The following is a 17754-nucleotide window of genomic DNA, read 5'->3' as shown; positions in this document are numbered from 1 at the left end:
CCGGCCTTTTTGTTATTGACGTAAGTCATACACGGTCGCTACCGTCGAATTCCAATCTCAACTTGGGGGAGAAAACTTATGGGTTTTGGTAGTGCTGTCGCAACGGCATTCAAGAAATACGCGACTTTTTCCGGGCGTGCTTCGCGGTCGGAATACTGGTGGTTTTTCCTGTTCTATATTCTGGCCTTTATGGCGGCCAGCTTCATCGACGTGGCTATGGGGAATGTGGAAAGCGGTATCATGGGCTGGATCGTCCTGTTGATCCTGTTCCTGCCGACGATTGCCATTTCTGTGCGCCGGCTACATGACATCAATATGTCGGGCTGGTGGTATCTGGTTTTCCTGGTACCCATTGCGGGCATCTTCTTCATGGTCTTCTGGTTCACCAAGAAGGGCGACGAAGGCGACAACCGTTTCGGCAGTGACCCATTAGGCACGGACGTAGGCGAAGTCTTTTCTTAAGACAGCTTGAAAAAGTCGGAGGAAAAGGCTGGGATGTTCCCGGCCTTTTTTATGGGGAGATGGCGTGAATATTTTGCAGGCGAACAAGGCGGTGTTCAGGCGGGTGCTGGATTTCACCGGACGGTCCAGCCGATCGGAATATTGGTGGAGCCAGCTGACCGCCGTGCTTCTGGCTTATCTGGTGCTGTTGCCGCTTATGAAGGTGGGGCCGCCGTGGGCGGTCAAAATCGCCATGGTGCTGGTCGCCGTTTATGCGCTGCCGTTGCTGGCTGTGTCCTTCCGCCGCCTGCAGGATACCTCGATTTCCGGCATGTGGATGATGGCCTTCGTTGCCGCCGGGATCATGGGCGGGCTGATACAGGCCTTTGTCTGGCTGCTGTTTCTGGGGCTGATGTGCGTGGCGTCCACCGATGGCAGGAACCAATATGGGCCGTCACCGCTGGAGCCAGACGGGCCGGCAGGCGAGCCAGATGAAGACACCGAGCCAGCGTCTGAACGCTTGGCTGAAGCGGTGGTTGCGGCACCTGCCGCGGGGCCTGTGCTAGAAGATCAGCCCAAGCCCGGTCTGGAGCCACAGCCACAACCACAATACAGGGCACCGCGCCGCACCATTGGCTATACGCTCAGCCATGTCTTCGATTTCACCGGCCGGGCCCCGCGCCATGAATTCGTCGGGTTTTTCCTGGTGGCCATGTGGGGCTATCTGGCGCTGGTGGCGGTGGTTTATAACCAGCCCTCGCGGCTTGGGGTGGTGCTGCTTTATGTCTATCACTATCTGTTCATTTTTGCGTCGCTGGGCCTGCAGGTGCGCCGCCTGCATGACATGAACCTCTCGGGCTTGTGGCTGCTGCCTTCCTTCCTGCCGGCTGTGCTTATGCTGGTGCCGTTTCTGGGCCAGTGGTTGGACCCGGATTTCTGGGCCAGCGCACTTTCGCTTCTGTATTTCGGCTGTTTCGCGGCGCTTGCGGGCACTGATGGCCGCAACAGCTTCGGGGCTGATCCGTTGACTTCTGACACGGCGGCAGACATCGCGGTTGAAATGCAGACAACCACAGCAGAGGATTAATCGTGCGCTTGATTGGCAAGATTGGTTTTTACGTGGCGGTGGCAATAGCCATGTATCTCACTGCCCTCTGGGGATGGGGGATTTGGCTCTATGTTCTCGCAATTCCTGTTGGGTTAATAGCATTTTTGGTCGGCATCCTGTTACTTATTGTTGCGGTTGGCGGCACTAAGCACTTCTTTTCAAAACGCAAGACTCATCCCTTCATTCGGCAGCCTCAAAACGAAATGGAAGCCGCTATGCTTCTGCAAAAGATACTCAATACTGCGGAAGATCCAGCTTATTCCGATTGGCCGGTTTTTGAGCCGAACCACCTAGCGTGGGCAAGGTTCATCTGGGATCAGGGTGTTGACTGCTCTGGTCAAGTATTGAAAGCACTCATCCAAGAGGTCGCTGACATTGAAGCGCGATATGCCTATGAAAATGAAGACTATGATTATGAAACCGGGGCAGCATATTCCAGTGACGAAATTCGAACCGAGTTGTATGCTCTGGTCTCCACTTGGTTTGAAAGAGCATCAAAAGTAGGTCATTGCCCAAGTGGGCAGTTCGATTATCTGAGGCAGGATGAAAAGATACTGCCCTCGCCAGCAAGCCGGATAATGAACCGAATCCTTCAGCGACAACCGTAGTCTTAACCTTGCTTTCACCCTTTTCGCGCCATAGTGTCATGGACACAGCCTGTGGGGAGGATACATGGCCAGTTTGAAGTCGCGTTTGTTCGTGTTGATTTTGAAACTATTGGACCGGAAGGGGGACCTGAAGGACGGCCCTACAATCCGTGAGACCATCAAGAAGCGGCGTGCCAGCGTTGACTATCGCCCCGGCCCAAAAATCCACCAGAGGCTTGATGTTGAGGAGATGGAAATCGGCGGCTTCCCCACCTATGTGGTGAGCCCGAAGGGCAAGAAACCCGATCATCATGTCTTCTACCTGCACGGCGGCGCCTATGTGTTCGAGATCATCCCGCCGCACTGGTCTTTCATCGCCGACTTCGCCCATCAGGCAAACGCGACCATCATGGTACCCATCTACCCGCTGGCGCCCGAGCATGACATGGAGGCAGCCCTTGGCTATGCCGAGGCAGCCTGGAAGGCGTTCGAAGCCCGCGCGGGCGACGAGCCTGTTCATCTGATGGGCGACAGCGCAGGCGGCGGGCTTGGCCTTGCGTTGGTGCAAAAACTGGTAGCCGATGGTGCCCGTGTGCCCGAAAACCTGTTCCTGATTTCACCCTGGCTGGATGTCGCGCTGGACCGCCCAGAGATTGACCTTCTGGACGCGGATGACCCGTGGCTATCGATTGGTGGGCTGCAGGAAGCGGGGCGCATGTATGCGAACAAAGTGCCCATTTCAGACCCGCGCGTCAGCCCGGGCCTCGGACCTATCGAGGGCCTGCCGCCCTGCCATATCTTCATTGGCACGCGCGACATATTGATGCCCGACTGCAAACGATTTGCCGACCGGCTGACGGAAGCCGGGCAGGCCATGAGCTATCATCAGGAGCCCGGCATGTTCCATTGCTGGCCGCTGGTGAATATGCCCGAAGCGCAGCGTGCGCGGGCGTCGATCATTCGCCTGATGAAGGGGCTTCCCTGAAGCCTGCGGCGGTGAGCATGTCATCGCCCAGGTTTTCCACTCGCTTGCCGTCTTCGCCTTTGAGTGGGGCCTCGCTTGACCAGAGCAGATAATCAACCGCCTTGCCGTCTATGCCGTTTGCGCTGAACAGCTCGTGGAAAGCGGGCAGGTGGTCGCCGTAGAAGGCCATGGCGCGCGGGCGGTCGAGCGTGTCTTTTGCCCCAGGCCCAAGCCGGTCAAACAGGTCCAGCAGATGGTCCATATGCTGGCGGTAGAGCGCGAAGGAACGGTCCTTTGTCGGGTCGGCGGCCTGTGCCTCGGCTTCATCAATCCAGCCTTCCAGTCGCCCAGGCTGCCATGGGCCGTGACTTTCGATTGAAATCACAAACACAAACAGCGGTTGGTCGTTTTTGGCTTTATGGTCCGCAATCGTCTGTTCGATCACGTCCCCGAGCGCCTTGTCTGAGACATAAAGGCCGAACCGCTCGGCGTCCTCGAATGCTTCGAGGCCGATAAAGTCATCGAAACCCAGTTTGGGGATCACCGTGTTGCGGCGGAAGAATTCTTTCTTTGCCGGATGGATGCACAGTGTGCGGTAGCCCTGAGCCTTCAGCCGGGTGGCCAGCGTTTCCAGGCCCGAGTGGGCCGCGCGCTGGTAGGGGTTGATGCAGTCAATACCCAGGTCTTCATTTCTGGTTGCGGTCAGGAATGCAAACTCGCTTTGCATGGTTGAGGCACCCCAGGCCGGGACCTCCAGCGTGCCAGCTGCCACGCCCTTGTCCCGCAGCGTCGCAAGCGGCTGCCAGACATGGTTATGGTGGCCATCAAGCTTGCGGTAGAGCCGGTCGATATCAAAATAGCTTTCCGCCTGGATCGCGATCAGGTCGGGCTTCACCTCGGGCGCCTTCAGGGCAGGGCGCTGCTGCTGCAGGGCTGGGTTCTCGGCCTTGTCCATCAACAGAACGGCATAAAGCGGCATCAGCGGGAACAGGCCGAAGCGAGCTGTGTCCGTGTTGGTATCAAATTGCATGCCCCGCTTGCGGGCGCTGTCTTGCGTCAGGAAGCTTGCTGTGGCATGGGCCAGGAACCACAAGAACAAGATCCACACCATGAGCCCCAACACCCACGCCACAGGCGCGGGCAGCAGGCTTTGCTGGCTGGCGAAAGATGTTTCAAACACAAGCCCTGCGGCCAGGCCGATCAGGAAGGTGGCAACCACCAGCATCAGCCGCCCGCCACCCACATAGGCGACATAGAATTCCGGATAGATGAACAGGTGGCGCACGGTCTCCAGGTCCGGGGCATTGAGGGGTTCCCCCAGCACTTTGTTTTTCACATTCGAGACAATGGTAAAGCCGCCATAGACCAGGAACCAGAAGCCGAGGGCGATATAAGGGTGGCCCAGAAGCGCCGCCCAGCTGAGATAGACCAGCACGGAAACCACAGGTGTCAGCACATAAAACAGCCAGTGGCGCCGGACGGTTGGCCGCGTGAATCCAATGGTTACCATCGCTTCCAGAAGGAAGGGCAGAAGCACGAGGACTGCGGGTATCAGGAACATATCCAAAGGCGCCGGTTATCCGTTGTTTGAGTATGCCTGAAGGCCCAAGGCCTGTCAGGCAGTTGGCAGGCGGGGCAGGGCCCCGGCGATCACGCGGGCAGCTTCATGGCTTGCGCGTTCAATGCCGGCTTCCGAGAAAAAATCCCCCCTGACTTGCGTATATGTCTCTACAACGGTCAGGAATTCCTCCGCAAGCCTTTGTTGGGGCGGTTGGGGATTTTGCCAGAAGGCATCCAGTGGTTGTGCGTCTGTGAGGCCTTCGATGTCATAGACAGCAGTGCCGAGAGCCTTCAGCGGGCGTGTGAGCCGAAGTGTGGCAAAGCCCACTGTGCTGTTCACCAGCACTACGCCGCGAGCATTCGTGATGATACGGTCCAGGTCCCCACCCGCCGCAAAGGAGACCCGGCCCGTGATGCCGAGCGCTGCCGCCTTCTTCGCAATGATGCTGCGGTAGTCGATGATACCGTTATCCAGCGGATGGTTCTTGAAAAACAGATGGCACTCACCAGGTGCGTTGGCAGCGAAGGACTGCATGATCTCGTCAATGAAGGCAGGCATGCCGTCAAAGCGGGAATGAATGCGGATCTGGTAATCGCTGTTCAGCTGCAGGGGCACCAGGAAATAGGGCACCTGTGCGGCCTCAATATGGGCGATGGTGGCCTTGTTGGCGCTGCCGTGCATGACCGACCGCGCCCCGCGTTTGATCCAGCCGCCCGCTTCCTGCCAGATGGAGGCGGGTCGGTGGCTTTGAAAATGCGGGAAGCGACTGCGGTAAATGATGTTGGCGCCATGGGCCAGGATATCCATACGCGCGCGGCGGCCCATGTTGGTCTTGATCGGGGTGCTGGCCTCCTGCCTGGGGCCATCCGCCGCCAGCTTCGATATCACGTCTGCATCTTTTGGCATGTGCGAGTAGCCGTTGGTGCCGCCCGCTTCCATAGTCACGAAGCCCGGGCGGATATAGCCCTCGTCAAATGCGTACAGCGTAAGCCCGCGATCTGCTGCGATCTGCCGGGCGGGGGCATGTATAGGCCTGCAATCACCCAAAAGAATAATGGTGTCGATGCCGTGTTCGGTGATCAGGGCTTCATACCAATCCGGCAGGCTGTCCAGTGTGTCACCGTAAGCATGGTGGCTGACACCTGCCACCGTCCCGCCGCGGAAAGCCCAGTCCCCGCCGCAGAAATGCGCCCGGTGAACAGACGCGCCAGCGCGCGCGAGCTTGCATGCAAGTGTTTCGAAAAACGGAGTGGCCAGGCCCTGCAGGAACAGGATGGACCGGCCTTCTAGCGCCATGTCTGCCATGGATGCCGGGTGGTCGGTATCAGTGGCCGGTATGCCATTTTTCATGGTGTGTTCCGCCTGCTCGTGCGCCCTGATCCCTGCGCTCAGTTTATGGCCAATTCTGGGTTTCTGATGGGAAACAGAATTGTGACCTAGCAAATGCCCTTATGGCATTCAAATGCTTTTTAGGCGAAATAATTCGCTTTAGAGGTGCGGTTGGGCGGCAGGTGCGGCGTCTATTAACCAAGGGTTCATGTTTGGCCCGCTATCGGATGCCTGTGTTTTTCTGTTCTGACGGCTCTGGAAATCAGATAATAATTTGTTAACAAATTTGACGAACGGAAAAAGGCAGACTAATCATGAAGATACTTTAACGAAGGATAATCCGTTTGTTGACGTAAATTCATGTATGATGCTGAAAACCTGGGCCGAACCGGCCGTTTGTTTTGAGCATATGATGGGCGGCATGCAGGGACCTGCGGGGGCATGCTTCAAATGTTACGGGTTTGTTGAGAAGCGTTAGCGCATGTGCTAGCTTGCCGCGATTTTTTATGAATGCGAACTTGTTTGCACCAAAATTGCCACATTTAGGTCTTTAGTTCAGGGGCTTGGTACAGGTAGTTCACATAATAACAACGACGTAGCTTTGGGGATATTTTATGAAAAGCACGGCGGACGAGCAAGCAGCTCGCGAGAATATCCTAGACCTTCCCAATAGCGTGAAGGCCGACCTAACCGATACTCTGGAAAATATTGGCGGTAGCTTCCTCAAGCAGGGGCAAGCGCTGGAACGACTTTCCCAAACCTATGACCATGATGCCTATGCTGAAGCGATCCGTATCGCGCTTCAGACCCGTGGGCACCTGATCGTCATAGGTATGGGCAAATCGGGCCACGTGGCACGCAAGATTTCGGCAACGCTGGCATCCACCGGCACGCCGTCTTTCTTCCTGCACCCGGCCGAGGCATCGCACGGCGACCTTGGCATGGTGACGCCGGGTGATACGCTTCTGCTGATTTCCTATTCCGGTGAAACACAGGAGATCGTGCAACTGCTGCCATCCCTGAAGTCATTCGGCAACAAGATCATCGCTATCACTGGCGCGAAATCCTCAACTCTCGGGCGTGCGTCCGATGTGGTTCTGGAAATCCCGATCGCGGAAGAAGTGTGCCCCAACAATCTGGTGCCCACCACGTCGATCGTTGTAACTGTGGCGATGGGCGACGCGCTCGCTATCTCGCTGATGACGCTTCGTAACTTCCATGCCCGCGATTTCGCGCGCTATCATCCGGGTGGGTCGCTTGGCCGTCGCCTGCTGATGAAAGTGTCTGACCTGATGCTGACAACCAGCGTGCCTGTGGTAACGCCCAACATGGTGCTTCTGGAACTGGCGGCCGAAATGGCCGGCGGTGCGGCCGGTGTGGCTGTTGTGGTTGACGAAGACCGCAAGCCGATCGGGGTTGTCACCAAGGGTCAGCTTGGCGTGGCCCTCAGGGTTACCCGCCGGGTTCGCGAAGTGTCCGCGCACCAGTGCATGAGCAAGGAGTTCTCGGTGATCCGCAAGGATGTGATCGTGGACGAAGCGGAAAGCATGATGCGCGGCGACGAGGTGAAGTTCCTTGTTGCAGTAGACAGCGAAGGGCGTTACGCGGGGATCTACAAACACGAGGACGCCTAGGCGGCAGTTGCCACCATCAGGCGCTCGACAGGAGATAGAGCCGGCGCATGAGGGCCCGTTCCGCATTTTCCATCCAGAAGGATGTTATCTTTGCCATTTTTGTGCGGGAGATGAACGCGAAGTTCAGCTCCTACACATTTGGTAATGTCTGGCTGGTGCTTGAGCCGCTCCTGATGATCGTGATGTTCATCGTGCTGTTCGGCCTCAGGGGGCGTGGCGAGTTTGGCTATGTGGCGCCCCCGATTTTCGTGTTCGCGGCCTTCCTGCCTTTTAAAATCCTGTGGCAACTGACCATGCGGCAGAATATGGGGGCCGTTTCCGGCGCCCGGGGACTGATGGGTTTCCGGCAGGTCAGGCTGTTCGATGTCTTCATGGCCCACAGCTTTCTTCAGGGCTGTCTGTTTCTGGTTGTGGGTCTGCTCATGGGGCTTGCGCTCTATTGGTTCGGGTTTGACGCGACACCGCGCGATCCGCTGTTGCTTCTGGCCTGGTGCGCGGTTTTGTGGCTGTTCGCGTCATCGGTGGGCATTCTGGCCTGCGTGGCGTCCCAGTTCGCTCGCGAGATCGAAAAGGTGATCTCCATGATCCAGATGCCGCTCCTGTTCATATCCGCGGTGTTTTTCCCGATGACGATGGTCCCGGAACCCTACCGGACAATATTGGCCTGGAACCCACTGGTGCATGCGATGGAACTGATCCGCGAAGCCTGGTTCCCTGTTTATGTCAGCCCGGTTGCCGACGGTTTCTACCTGTTCCTGTGGACCATCGGGGCCATGGCGCTGGCTATGTCCAGCTACCGGCTTTCGTGGCAGAGGATACTGGCGCAATGATCCAGCTGGAAAATGTGTCCAAATATTATCCCACGCGTTTCGGCCCGAAATATGCGCTGAAGAATCTGAATATCGATATTCCGGATGATCGCGACGTGGCCATGCTGGGCGTGAACGGCGCGGGGAAATCAACCCTGATGCGCCTGATCGGCGGCATTGACTTCCCGTCGGCGGGCCGCATCAAGTCCGACCGGTTCATTTCCTGGCCGCTGGCGCTGTCCAGCGGGTTCCAGGGCAATATGACGGGGCGGGAAAATGTTCGCTTTATCTGCCGGATCCACGGTGTGCGCGGCACCCATGAAATTGAAGAGTTCGTAAAGGAATTCTGCGAACTGGGTGATATGTACGAATTGCCGGTGAACAGCTATTCAAGCGGCATGCGGTCAAAATATTCTTTCGCCGTTTCGATGGCTTTCGACTTCGACACCTATCTGATTGACGAGATCATGTCAGTGGGGGATGAAGGGTTCCGGAAAAAGTGCGAAAAGGCCATTTCAGAGAAGCGCGAAAACGCCAATATCATATTGGTTTCTCACAATATGGGCACGATCAGAAAGCATTGTAATGCCGCAATTTTGCTTGCATATGGTCGGGCGGAATTTTACGAAAGTGTGGATCGCGCCATTTTTAGATACCAGAGCCTTTAGGGCTCGTGGTTGCTCGGGGAAGCATGAAACAGATTTTGGAAAAACTCAGAGGCGCAGTAGCGCAGCGTCTTGACCAGCGTAAAGACCTGGCGATAAGGCAGGAAGGGATGCTGTCCGCAACCTATACTGATGTGCGGGCTGCTACGGTCAATTTCGGCAGCTACAAGTGGGTGCTGGCGATCACGCTTCTGGCTGCTGTCTATTATGGATTGTTCGCGTCTGACCGTTATATCACCGAAGCCCAGCTTTATGTGAAGTCCACAAAGAATGGCAGCGGCGCCTTGACCCAGCTGTCGATCCTGGCCGGTGGCGGTAGTGAAGCACGGGACGCCTTGCTGCTTAAAAGCTATATCCATTCCTCGGACATGGTTCGGTACCTGAACAAGGAAATCGCGCTGAAGACCCACTTTACGAACAGCCAGTGGGATATGATCGCGCGCCTTGGAAGTGAGCCGACCGAAGAAGAATTCCTCGATTACTACCGGGGTAAGGTGGGGGTTTCGATTGACCCTGAATCGGGCATTCTGACGGTATCCGGCGAAGCTTTCACGCCTGAATATTCCCAGAAGATGGTGAGTGCGATCCTGACCGAATCCGAGCGCTTCATCAATGGTGTCAGCCAGAAGATCGCAAGTGAGGAAATCCAGTTTGTCAGCCAGGAACTTGAGCGCGCACGCGACCGCGTAAACCTCGCGCGTGACGAGATGCTGGCTTTCCAGAATGAAAACGAGCTTCTTGACCCGGCGGCAACCGGAGCGGCCCTGCAGGCCACGGTCAACAGCCTTGAGGCCCGCCTGGTGGAACTGCAGACTGAACACAAGGTTCTTTCAAGCTATCTGAACAGCACGGCGCCACAGCTTGTATCCGTGCAAAACCGGATCGACAGCGTCGCCCAACAGCTTGAGGAAGAGCGCGCCAAAATTGCCAGTCAGGACAATGAAGCCATCAATGATGTGAACGCCCGATATCAGCAGTTGGAGCTTGAGTTCGATTTCGCCAGCAAGCTTTATCAGCTTGCCCTGCAAGGGCTTGAGCAGGCGCGGGTAGACAGCTACCACAAGATGAAGCACCTTGTAGTGCTGCAGACGCCGTCGTTGCCTGATGAGGCGCTCGCGCCACGAAAACTCTATAATCTGATCACGCTCTTCGTCTTGTTGAGCCTGGCCTACGGGATCGTCACCATGACACTCGCAACCATTCGGGAGCACCGCGATGTTTAATGCTTTGAAGAAAAAGCCTCTCGAAGCCCTGAAAGTGGGGCTCGCGGCCCTTGTGCTGATGGGCGCGTCAAGTTCGGTACTGGCGCAGGCCGTGCCGCCGCTCACCCAGAACGGTGCGCCGGTGGAGGAAAACACCAATGAGGTGATCGACCGCCATGAAGCTTTCGGTAACTGGATCTTTGGCGGCCAGTTCGCCAACCAGTCTTTCATCGGCTTCAATCCGTCCTATGAGATTGCTGTGGGCGACAAGATCAGTCTCAAGATGTGGGGCGGTTTCGAATTTACGGGTGAGCTGGTTGTCGACGCACAGGGCAATGTCTTTTTGCCGGAAGTTGGCCCGATCGCCGTGCAGGGTGTCAGGAATGAAGATCTCAACGCGGTGGTGACAGAATCGGTCAAGCGCGTGTTCAAGAAGAATGTTGGCGTCTATGCCAGCCTGGACGGTGCTGAACCAGTGAAGATTTTCGTCACCGGCTTTGTCGAGCAGCCAGGCCTTTATGCCGGGCACGCATCCGACAGCGTCTTGTTCTTCCTGGATCAGGCGGGCGGCGTTGACCCGAACCGTGGCTCCTTCCTGGAAATCAAGGTGCTGCGTGGCGGGCAGGTGTACCGCACCGTCAACCTCTATGACTTTATCCTGACCGGGATTATGCCGGTGTTCCAGCTGTCTGACGGGGACACGATTGTGGTGACGCCGGTCAAGGCACAGGCAGGCGTACTGGGGGACGTTCAGAACAGTAACCTGTTTGAATTCACGACAGAGACCGTTGCTGCCGGCAAGTTGCTGGCGCTGGCCCGGCCACAGCCGCAGGCAACCCATGTGCGTATCAGCCGCAACAGTCAGGCGAAGTCCGAAGTGGAATATATCGCCATCGCACAAGCGGCAAATGTACCGATCTATCCGGGCGACGTGCTGCATGTGATGTCTGACAAGTCCAACGGCACCATTTCGGTGCGCGTTGAAGGTGAAACCGATTCCGCGCGTGAATTTGTCCTGCCGTACGGCGCCCGCCTTGGCGACCTGATCGAACAGATCGACTTCGGCAAGAACGCACAGCGCAATGCTATCCAGCTGATGCGCAAAAGCGTGAAGATGCGCCAGAAGGAAATGCTGGAGGCCCAGTTGCGGGCTCTTGAAAGCAGCGTGCTGACTGCCCGGTCCAACACCACCAAGGAAGCCGAGCTCCGCAAAAGCGAGGCCGAGCTTATCCTGAAGTGGGTTGAGCGCGCGCGCAATGTAGAACCCAACGGACAGGTGGCACTTGCCGGGGCTTCGTCGGTAAACGATATCCTGCTGGAGCCAGGCGATGTGATCCGCATACCGCGCACCAGCAGCCTTGTGATGGTGCACGGGGATGTCTTGTTCCCAAGTGCCATGGCGTTCCAGGACGGCCGTACGGTTGAAGAATATATCGAGCAGGCGGGTGGTTTTACCCAATCGCGGCGCAATACCAATGTGCTTCTGCTGCACCGGGATGGCAGCTTCCAGAAAGTCAAAAACGGTGACCTGGACAGCAGGCGGGTACAGCTGGTGCCGGGAGATGAGATTTTCGTCCTGCCGCGGGTCGCAACCAAGCATGTTCAGATTGCGTCTGATATCATCAACATCTTCTACCAGCTTGCGCTGTCTGCCGGCGTGGTGCTCAGGCTCTAGGGCCGGTCGGAGACACCCATGACGCTTTTCATTCGACGGATGCGCAAGTTAGGCAGGGACCCGGTCGGGTATTTGCTGGATAGTACCCATGGCCCCTTGCGGGCACTGGGCGCGCGCCTCTATGCGAATGAGACTGAGCGTTTCCGAAAGCTGGGAAAAGCGGCCGCGGATCGCAAGATTACCGTCATCATGACAGCCTTCAACACAGGCCATCTGATCGAGCGGGCGGTCAAGTCCGTGCTGGCGCAAAGCCACAGGAACCTGGAGCTGATGGTGATCGATGATGCCAGCAGCGACGATACATCTGCCATCCTGGCAGCGCTGGCTGCAGAGGACGAGCGGCTTCGGGTTTTTACTTCGCCCGCAAACCACGGGACCTACTGGTCGAAAAACTGGTGTCTGACCAAAGCCACCGGCGAGTTTGTCGCCTTCCATGACAGCGACGACTATTCAGACCCCGACCGGCTGATGATCCAGATGGGTGCCCTTCTGGCAGACCCGGGCCTGATGGCCTGTACCTGCCGCTGGCGGCGCGTGGATGAAGCAGGTGACATGCAGTTGATCGACGGTGCGGAGGAGCGCATGGCGGCCATCAGTCTGATGATCCGCCGGGCGCCGGTGCTCAAGCAGGCTGGCTTTTTCGATACCGTGCGCATCGCTGCAGATACGGAATATATCCGCCGCCTGAAGGAAATATTCGGCTGGAAAGGTGTGCGTCATTTGCGCCAGTGCCTGTACATAGGGCTGCTGCGGGACGGGTCGCTGACCACTGACGTGGGTTCCGGTTTTGACTGGCAGCGTCAGGGAAACAGCCACAAGCGGGCCGTGGGCGGCAGCCGGGCAGCCTATTATGATGCCTTTACCAGCTGGCATAACGCCTGCGGCGGCGACCGTACCAAGCTGAGTATTTCATTCCCGGCTGAGCGCCGACCTTTTGATGTGCCCGCTGATATACTGCGAGGCTGCAATGATGATGATCTGACCCAGGTGATTGAGCTGGACGCCAGCCAACCACAGACAGCGAGAGGATAGCCATGAAGCCGCAGTCGAAAGTTCGCCTTGAGCGCTTCGTCCGCCAATCCAGGGCCTGGACCTGGCCACCGCTGTTTCGTGGGTTGCGCGAAAATGCGCTGGTGGTGATGGACGGTGACATCCTGCGGGCATTTGACAAGCAAATTGATGGTTTCCAGTGTCAGACAGCCACGCCGAATACGGTAGACGCCGCGATTATCAAATCCGTCAAACGTATCTTCGTTCTGTGCCGGGAAGGCGAGTTGGCGCTGGTACGCAGGCTCCGGCGCGCCTATCCGCGCAAACGGATCTTTTCCTGCACCTATGACATCGCCCCCAAAAGCCTGTTCGAGCGTCCCAAGCTTATGCAGCAGCCCGAGGCAGACAAAGCAGAGAAAAAGCAGCCGATCCTGATCGTCGGCGCACCCTATTCAGATGCCGAATTCCTGGCAGAAATTATACGCCTGAATGGTTTCGGAAACCCGATGGAGTACCTGGACCGGGCGCTGGGTGCCTGGCTTGCGGAACAGAAGGACTTCCAGATCGCGCGCTATATGGATGCGCTGGATAAGCTTTATCGCCAGGATGGTGTGTTTGACATGGTGCTGCATACCGATGTGATGAAGGCCCTGTTTGAGAACAGCCGGGCGAGCTGGAAGACTCTGCTGGAATGGATCCGCCGCAATGATGCCAGGGTGATCTATTTCACCCGGCGGGACAAGATGGCCCAGGCGGGTATCGCCGGGTCGCTTGATGGTTCCCGTTTCCGTTCAGTCTGGAACATGACCGACACTCAACGTAAGAATTTCAATCCGCCGACCCTTGGTTTCGCACAGAGCAACGCCTGGCTTCAGGACGTGCTTACGCAGGAAGCGCTCCTGGAGGATTTCCTGCGGGATGAAGTGGAAGATTTCCGGTCGGTGACGCTGGAAGAACTGGTGGAACAGCCGGTTGAGGTCCTGAAGGCACTGGCGATGTTCCTCGGTGAAAAATCACCAAAGGCTTTCTCTGTGCCGGACTATCGCGCGCCCTATCAGGCCATGCCACAATTGTGGGCTGACGCTGTGAAATTCCGACATGAGTTAATCGACCGGCTGGGCCTTCATGTGAATGCGGCCGGGTCATTGGTGACCTACACAGATGACCTGATCAAAGGCGACAAGAAAACCGCCAGTTAGGCTTTTTCAGCGGCTTTGTAATTTACCACACTGAGCGCCAGGCTGGCGTGGGTGTCCGGGCCCTTGTCGAAAGGTCTGATGCCACTTGTTTGCAGCCGCAGGATATGGAAGGGCCGACCAGCCAGCGCAGGAACACGCCCTTCAAAGCTCCAGCCATTGATGCCCTTGCGCACGGCCACGCCCTCAACGGGCATATTGTCCAGCCAGACAGTCAGGTCATCCACATAGCGGCGGCGCAGGTATCCCGTGCCGGTCAGGCGCACGATGCCGCCCCTGGTCGCATCTGCAGCGAACAGCAGCGTGCCGATACGCGCCATCCAGCGGCGGCCGATTCCCTTCTTGGTATGGTCAAGTTTGCCCCAACCGCTGCCAGCAAAGTCATCGCCTTCGGCCATAAGTTCCAGCCGCTCCGGCAAGGTAGGCCAGGCTGGCTCTTCTCTTGGTGTCGCGGCGGCTGCCAGCTCTTTTTCAAACCGTGTCCGCTCCACATCGAGGAGTGCGTCGATATAGTCGACCGCAGCTTTCGGGAAACGGCTTTCCGGTCCTTTCATTGGCAGATCAGCGGGCGTCGGGGATGTAGGTTTCTTCGTCATACGGCAGACCATTCCAGTAACAGGCCAGCTTGCGCAAGCTGTTTTCTCAAGTCTTCTGATGCCAGGGGTGTGCCCACGCTGTTGTCCAGCGCCATCAGTTTGAATTCAAGGAGGCCCAGTTGATCCGACGTCAGCGTGGCCGCCGTGCCGCCGCTGACAGCGGTACTGCAGTCGTGCCCGGCAACCATGAAGCATGTATCCGCCGCTCCGGCCTTCAAGCGGAACGTACCAAGCCTGTGGCCGACCACGATCACACACTGCAAGGCATGCCGTACCGTGTCGTGGCTCCAGAACAGGCCGTACTCTGGCAGGAAGCCCTGTGTGGGGGCATTCCTGTCCTTTTCATCATAGTCGATTCGCAAAGCCAGCTTCGGGGCTATGCCTGCGCCGTCCAGAAGATTGTCGCCGTCCACGCCTTCGTCCAGGCTGCAGCCGAAGCTGATGGCTGTCTTCGCCTTCAGGCCGTGCTTCAGGCTGCCGAAGGTGACAGGAGTGCGGTGGACAGCGGGTGTGCTTTTGCCGTCAAAAATAAGCGGTGCTTCATACCCGATCCGGGCCAACAGGCTGGCCGGGGCTTCGCCTGTCAGATCAGCAAGCCGGGATGCCAGTGCCGGGGTGCAGAAACGCGGGCACCGGTTGATGTCCAGTTGGGGCAGTAGCTCCTGCAGGATTGCCGGTGGTGGCACAGCACCGATCAGGGCGGCTGTCCGGGTGCTGCCTGCCAATGTGCCCGTGGTGCTGTTATCAGTATTCTCCACCGATTTTTGCCGCGGCGCTGAAAGGTCTGCGCTTGGCACCTCTGTGTCCTGCAGGCATTGGGCCAGTGAGGCGGCCCCTCCGGCTTTGGTCCGGTGGTCCACAAAATGGTTCATCAGCCCTGGCTGTGCCAGGAGGGCCGCCACGCTGGTGGCCAGCGTGTCATGGGCTTTTCCGTGAGGCAGGGCGATATGGCTGCCTGTGGGCAGGTGCTGCGCCCAGGGCTGCCTGGCGGTGATGATGGCCTTACCCATGCAAGCCGCCACGGCAAGGCCGGGGCTGCTGGCATGATCATGGCCGTCCAGAAAGGCGACGATGTCCGCCTCTGCGATTGATGCCGCCAGATGCCGCGCCGCCGGATGGACACTGAGGTGCGATACGCTTTCAAAGGCGGGAAACACCGACAGGCTTGCCCGACAGGTCTGGGCTGCGGCGGCTTCTTCCGTGACATATAGAATTACCGATGTGTCGCCCTTCGCCGTGGATGGCGTTTGCGGGGCTGGCGCCATGTCCAGGACGGCTGACGGCGTCAGGCTGGATGCTGTCATCATGCGGGCCATTGCCGGGCTCGCGGCCACAAGCGCAGTCGCCGGGGCCAGCAGCAGATCAAGGGCCGGGGTGATTGTGCCTTGGGCCAGTGATTCCCGCCTGTGGTGCACTCTTGCGGCATATAGGGCCTTGGCGTGCGCGCCTGTGCTGTCCTTCAGCCACTGCCAATAGGCGTCCGGCCAAAGGCCTGTGGCCCGGCAGGTCGATTCGGCCAGTGGAAACAGGGACAGGGTTGCCGGCATCACAATGCCTGGTGCCTGGCGCAACAGCTCCAGCGGGAACAGGCTGTCGCCGTCCGCGCCTGGAATGTATAGCCGGCGATGCGTCTCATATGTGCCCCAGTTTGCGCGAAGGTCCCGAATGCGGATGACCGAAAAGGTCAGGTCTGCAGGTGGGGCGGGCGCCAAATCATCAATGACGAAGGTGATATCATGATCTGCGGCCAGGGCTTCGGCGGTGCTCAGCCCCAGGGCAGCCGCAGCGCTGCGGAAAGGGGGCAGGGACCCAAAGACCAAAATGGGCAGGCGGCCGGTCATTGGTTTGCTGCCTTGGGCGCATCCACACGCGGGAACAGGAGGTCCAGCGTTTCAAACTGGGCCTTCAGGTAGGCGTTATAGATTTCCTGGCCGGACTGCTGCAGCACCGCTACTTCGCATGGGTCTGTGACGAGTGTCATAAGGCCGTCGCACAAGCCGTTGATGCTGGGGCAAGCGTGCAGCGGGTGTTCTGTCGGGATGCCAATCATGGCGTCGCTTGTGGCCACCAGGGGGCGCCCGAACCTGAGCGCCTCAACCGATTTGATCTTGAGCCCGGTGCCGCCCACATTGGGGTTCAGAACGATGTCCATGTCGGCGTAAAAGCCTTCGACGCTGGGGACAAAGCCCAGGCGATTATAGAAGGCTTCTTCGGCGGGCCCGGTGTTACAGATGGGGCCAGCCAGATTGAATTCGCACTGTTCCATCAGGGCCGGCCGGGCCTTGAGGGCGTCGCTCAGTCCCTTGAGCGCATTCACATTGATCGGGTTGTCGCTGGCGATATAGCCGACCTTCAGCTTGGCGCCTCGCTCTGGCGCTTTGGCCTTAAGGAAATTGGGCGGGTCAAAAAAGCCCAGAGTGCAGACGGGTGTATCCGTCAGGCCGCGGAAGGTTTTGGCTTCCTCATCCTGAATAGCAATTACATGGCTTGCGCGCGCCAGCGCCTTGGCTTCTTCCTTGGGGGTCGTATAGAACCATGACGGTTCAAGTCCGTCGCGCTTGAGTGCCTTGTGGCGATTGCCGAACACATCGTGGGTGTCAATATAGCGCGGCATATCGGCAGGCACTGCATCAAGCCAGGCGCTCTGCCAGACATAATTGGCCAGGCACAGCTTGATGTCCCAGATGTCCAGAATGCGGTTTGTCAGCTTGGTCACCGCCGGGGAGTGCCAATCATCGATCAGGTGATGACGGCGCTTGGAGCGTTTCTTGATCACCAGTTCACGCGGCAGGACATACACATGCTCCCATGCCTCGCGCATGGCTTGTTCCTGTTCCTCGCTCAGCCCTTCAAGGCCGGTATAGACATAATGCAGCTGGTAGCCCCGCGCCTGGATTTCCCGGCACACCGCATACACGCGGGCACGGTTGCCGTGATTTTGCGGGTGGCTGGGGATCGGGGCTGTGACAAGCGCGTGCATGGGTGCCTAATGGGTCC

General features: G+C 58.0%; 16 protein-coding genes. 11 read left to right on the top strand and 5 right to left on the bottom strand.

Going from position 1 to position 17754, the window contains the following annotated elements; genetic code table 11:
• The first annotated feature begins 78 nt into the window (after positions 1-78).
• From KORLAC_RS04505 to KORLAC_RS04490, 4 genes are all read left to right on the top strand, one after another.
• Entirely contained in the window at positions 79-462 is a 384-nt protein-coding gene (locus KORLAC_RS04505) for a DUF805 domain-containing protein (RefSeq protein WP_068303734.1), read from the top strand.
• Positions 463-526: 64 nt separating this feature from the next.
• Positions 527-1528 carry a DUF805 domain-containing protein gene (locus KORLAC_RS04500; RefSeq protein WP_068303731.1) on the top strand — a complete coding sequence of 334 codons (1002 nt, stop codon included), beginning with the start codon at positions 527-529 and terminating at the stop codon, positions 1526-1528.
• A 2-nt stretch (positions 1529-1530) separates the two neighbouring features.
• Positions 1531-2157 carry a hypothetical protein gene (locus KORLAC_RS04495; protein ID WP_068303727.1) on the top strand — a complete coding sequence of 209 codons (627 nt, stop codon included), beginning with the start codon at positions 1531-1533 and terminating at the stop codon, positions 2155-2157.
• A 64-nt stretch (positions 2158-2221) separates the two neighbouring features.
• Positions 2222-3121, top strand: coding sequence for an alpha/beta hydrolase (locus tag KORLAC_RS04490; RefSeq protein WP_068303724.1), 900 nt, complete (start codon positions 2222-2224; stop codon positions 3119-3121).
• Here the strand turns inward: KORLAC_RS04490 and KORLAC_RS04485 are convergent.
• Both KORLAC_RS04485 and KORLAC_RS04480 read right to left on the bottom strand, forming a co-directional pair.
• Positions 3093-4661, bottom strand: a complete 1569-nt coding sequence (locus KORLAC_RS04485) for an LTA synthase family protein (RefSeq protein WP_068303721.1) — start codon at positions 4659-4661, stop codon at positions 3093-3095. The two genes, KORLAC_RS04490 and KORLAC_RS04485, sit on opposite strands and share 29 nt — an antisense overlap.
• Positions 4662-4715: 54 nt before the next feature.
• Complete coding sequence (locus KORLAC_RS04480) at positions 4716-6011, bottom strand: capsule biosynthesis protein (RefSeq protein WP_068303719.1); 1296 nt, start codon at positions 6009-6011, stop codon at positions 4716-4718.
• Positions 6012-6604: 593 nt separating this feature from the next.
• Between KORLAC_RS04480 and KORLAC_RS04475 the strand changes: the two genes are divergently transcribed.
• The 7 genes from KORLAC_RS04475 to KORLAC_RS04445 are packed head-to-tail and all read left to right on the top strand — an operon-like array spanning position 6605 to position 14164.
• The gene (locus tag KORLAC_RS04475; RefSeq protein ID WP_068303716.1) at positions 6605-7624 is read left to right on the top strand and encodes a KpsF/GutQ family sugar-phosphate isomerase; all 1020 of its coding nucleotides are present in this window, start codon (positions 6605-6607) and stop codon (positions 7622-7624) included.
• Between the two features lie 47 nt (positions 7625-7671).
• Positions 7672-8454, top strand: coding sequence for an ABC transporter permease (locus KORLAC_RS04470; protein WP_068303712.1), 783 nt, complete (start codon positions 7672-7674; stop codon positions 8452-8454).
• Entirely contained in the window at positions 8451-9101 is a 651-nt protein-coding gene (locus tag KORLAC_RS04465) for an ABC transporter ATP-binding protein (RefSeq protein WP_068303709.1), read from the top strand. The genes KORLAC_RS04470 and KORLAC_RS04465 overlap by 4 nt, the downstream gene beginning before the upstream one ends.
• 23 nt (positions 9102-9124) lie before the next feature.
• Positions 9125-10321 (top strand): KpsE/RkpR family capsule polysaccharide export protein, encoded by a 1197-nt coding sequence (locus KORLAC_RS04460; protein ID WP_068303706.1) that lies wholly within the window; start codon positions 9125-9127, stop codon positions 10319-10321.
• Complete coding sequence (locus tag KORLAC_RS04455; protein WP_139167697.1) at positions 10314-11975, top strand: polysaccharide biosynthesis/export family protein; 1662 nt, start codon at positions 10314-10316, stop codon at positions 11973-11975. The genes KORLAC_RS04460 and KORLAC_RS04455 overlap by 8 nt, the downstream gene beginning before the upstream one ends.
• Before the next feature lie 18 nt (positions 11976-11993).
• Positions 11994-13007: a glycosyltransferase family 2 protein gene (locus tag KORLAC_RS04450; RefSeq protein WP_068303703.1), complete on the top strand. Its 1014-nt coding sequence runs from the start codon at positions 11994-11996 to the stop codon at positions 13005-13007.
• Between the two features lie 2 nt (positions 13008-13009).
• Complete coding sequence (locus KORLAC_RS04445; protein ID WP_068303701.1) at positions 13010-14164, top strand: hypothetical protein; 1155 nt, start codon at positions 13010-13012, stop codon at positions 14162-14164.
• Here KORLAC_RS04445 and KORLAC_RS04440 read toward each other — a convergent pair.
• Genes KORLAC_RS04440 through KORLAC_RS04430 form a run of 3 tightly spaced genes read right to left on the bottom strand, consistent with a single transcriptional unit; the run spans position 14161 to position 17737 of the window.
• Positions 14161-14757: a hypothetical protein gene (locus KORLAC_RS04440; protein WP_139167696.1), complete on the bottom strand. Its 597-nt coding sequence runs from the start codon at positions 14755-14757 to the stop codon at positions 14161-14163. The genes KORLAC_RS04445 and KORLAC_RS04440 overlap by 4 nt on opposite strands.
• On the bottom strand, positions 14754-16598 hold the full coding sequence (locus KORLAC_RS04435; RefSeq protein ID WP_068303698.1) for a hypothetical protein: 1845 nt from the start codon (positions 16596-16598) through the stop codon (positions 14754-14756). The genes KORLAC_RS04440 and KORLAC_RS04435 overlap by 4 nt, the downstream gene beginning before the upstream one ends.
• Entirely contained in the window at positions 16595-17737 is a 1143-nt protein-coding gene (locus KORLAC_RS04430; protein ID WP_068303696.1) for a glycosyltransferase, read from the bottom strand. The genes KORLAC_RS04435 and KORLAC_RS04430 overlap by 4 nt, the downstream gene beginning before the upstream one ends.
• Positions 17738-17754 lie beyond the last annotated feature (17 nt).

Source organism: Kordiimonas lacus (genome assembly GCF_001550055.1).
Classification (GTDB): domain Bacteria; phylum Pseudomonadota; class Alphaproteobacteria; order Sphingomonadales; family Kordiimonadaceae; genus Kordiimonas; species Kordiimonas lacus.
This window is presented reverse-complemented; position numbering and strand designations above follow the sequence as displayed.

Excerpts from the sequence above, each read along its gene's own strand:
- KORLAC_RS04460 (WP_068303706.1), top strand. The coding sequence starts at position 9,125 with ATGAAACAGATTTTGGAAAAACTCAGAGGCGCAGTAGCGCAGCGTCTT.
- KORLAC_RS04480 (WP_068303719.1), bottom strand. The coding sequence starts at position 6,011 with ATGAAAAATGGCATACCGGCCACTGATACCGACCACCCGGCATCCATG.
- KORLAC_RS04435 (WP_068303698.1), bottom strand. The coding sequence starts at position 16,598 with ATGACCGGCCGCCTGCCCATTTTGGTCTTTGGGTCCCTGCCCCCTTTC.
- KORLAC_RS04455 (WP_139167697.1), top strand. The coding sequence starts at position 10,314 with ATGTTTAATGCTTTGAAGAAAAAGCCTCTCGAAGCCCTGAAAGTGGGG.
- KORLAC_RS04485 (WP_068303721.1), bottom strand. The coding sequence starts at position 4,661 with ATGTTCCTGATACCCGCAGTCCTCGTGCTTCTGCCCTTCCTTCTGGAA.
- KORLAC_RS04475 (WP_068303716.1), top strand. The coding sequence starts at position 6,605 with ATGAAAAGCACGGCGGACGAGCAAGCAGCTCGCGAGAATATCCTAGAC.
- KORLAC_RS04490 (WP_068303724.1), top strand. The coding sequence starts at position 2,222 with ATGGCCAGTTTGAAGTCGCGTTTGTTCGTGTTGATTTTGAAACTATTG.
- KORLAC_RS04430 (WP_068303696.1), bottom strand. The coding sequence starts at position 17,737 with ATGCACGCGCTTGTCACAGCCCCGATCCCCAGCCACCCGCAAAATCAC.
- KORLAC_RS04440 (WP_139167696.1), bottom strand. The coding sequence starts at position 14,757 with ATGACGAAGAAACCTACATCCCCGACGCCCGCTGATCTGCCAATGAAA.
- KORLAC_RS04505 (WP_068303734.1), top strand. The coding sequence starts at position 79 with ATGGGTTTTGGTAGTGCTGTCGCAACGGCATTCAAGAAATACGCGACT.
- KORLAC_RS04470 (WP_068303712.1), top strand. The coding sequence starts at position 7,672 with ATGAGGGCCCGTTCCGCATTTTCCATCCAGAAGGATGTTATCTTTGCC.
- KORLAC_RS04450 (WP_068303703.1), top strand. The coding sequence starts at position 11,994 with ATGACGCTTTTCATTCGACGGATGCGCAAGTTAGGCAGGGACCCGGTC.
- KORLAC_RS04445 (WP_068303701.1), top strand. The coding sequence starts at position 13,010 with ATGAAGCCGCAGTCGAAAGTTCGCCTTGAGCGCTTCGTCCGCCAATCC.
- KORLAC_RS04465 (WP_068303709.1), top strand. The coding sequence starts at position 8,451 with ATGATCCAGCTGGAAAATGTGTCCAAATATTATCCCACGCGTTTCGGC.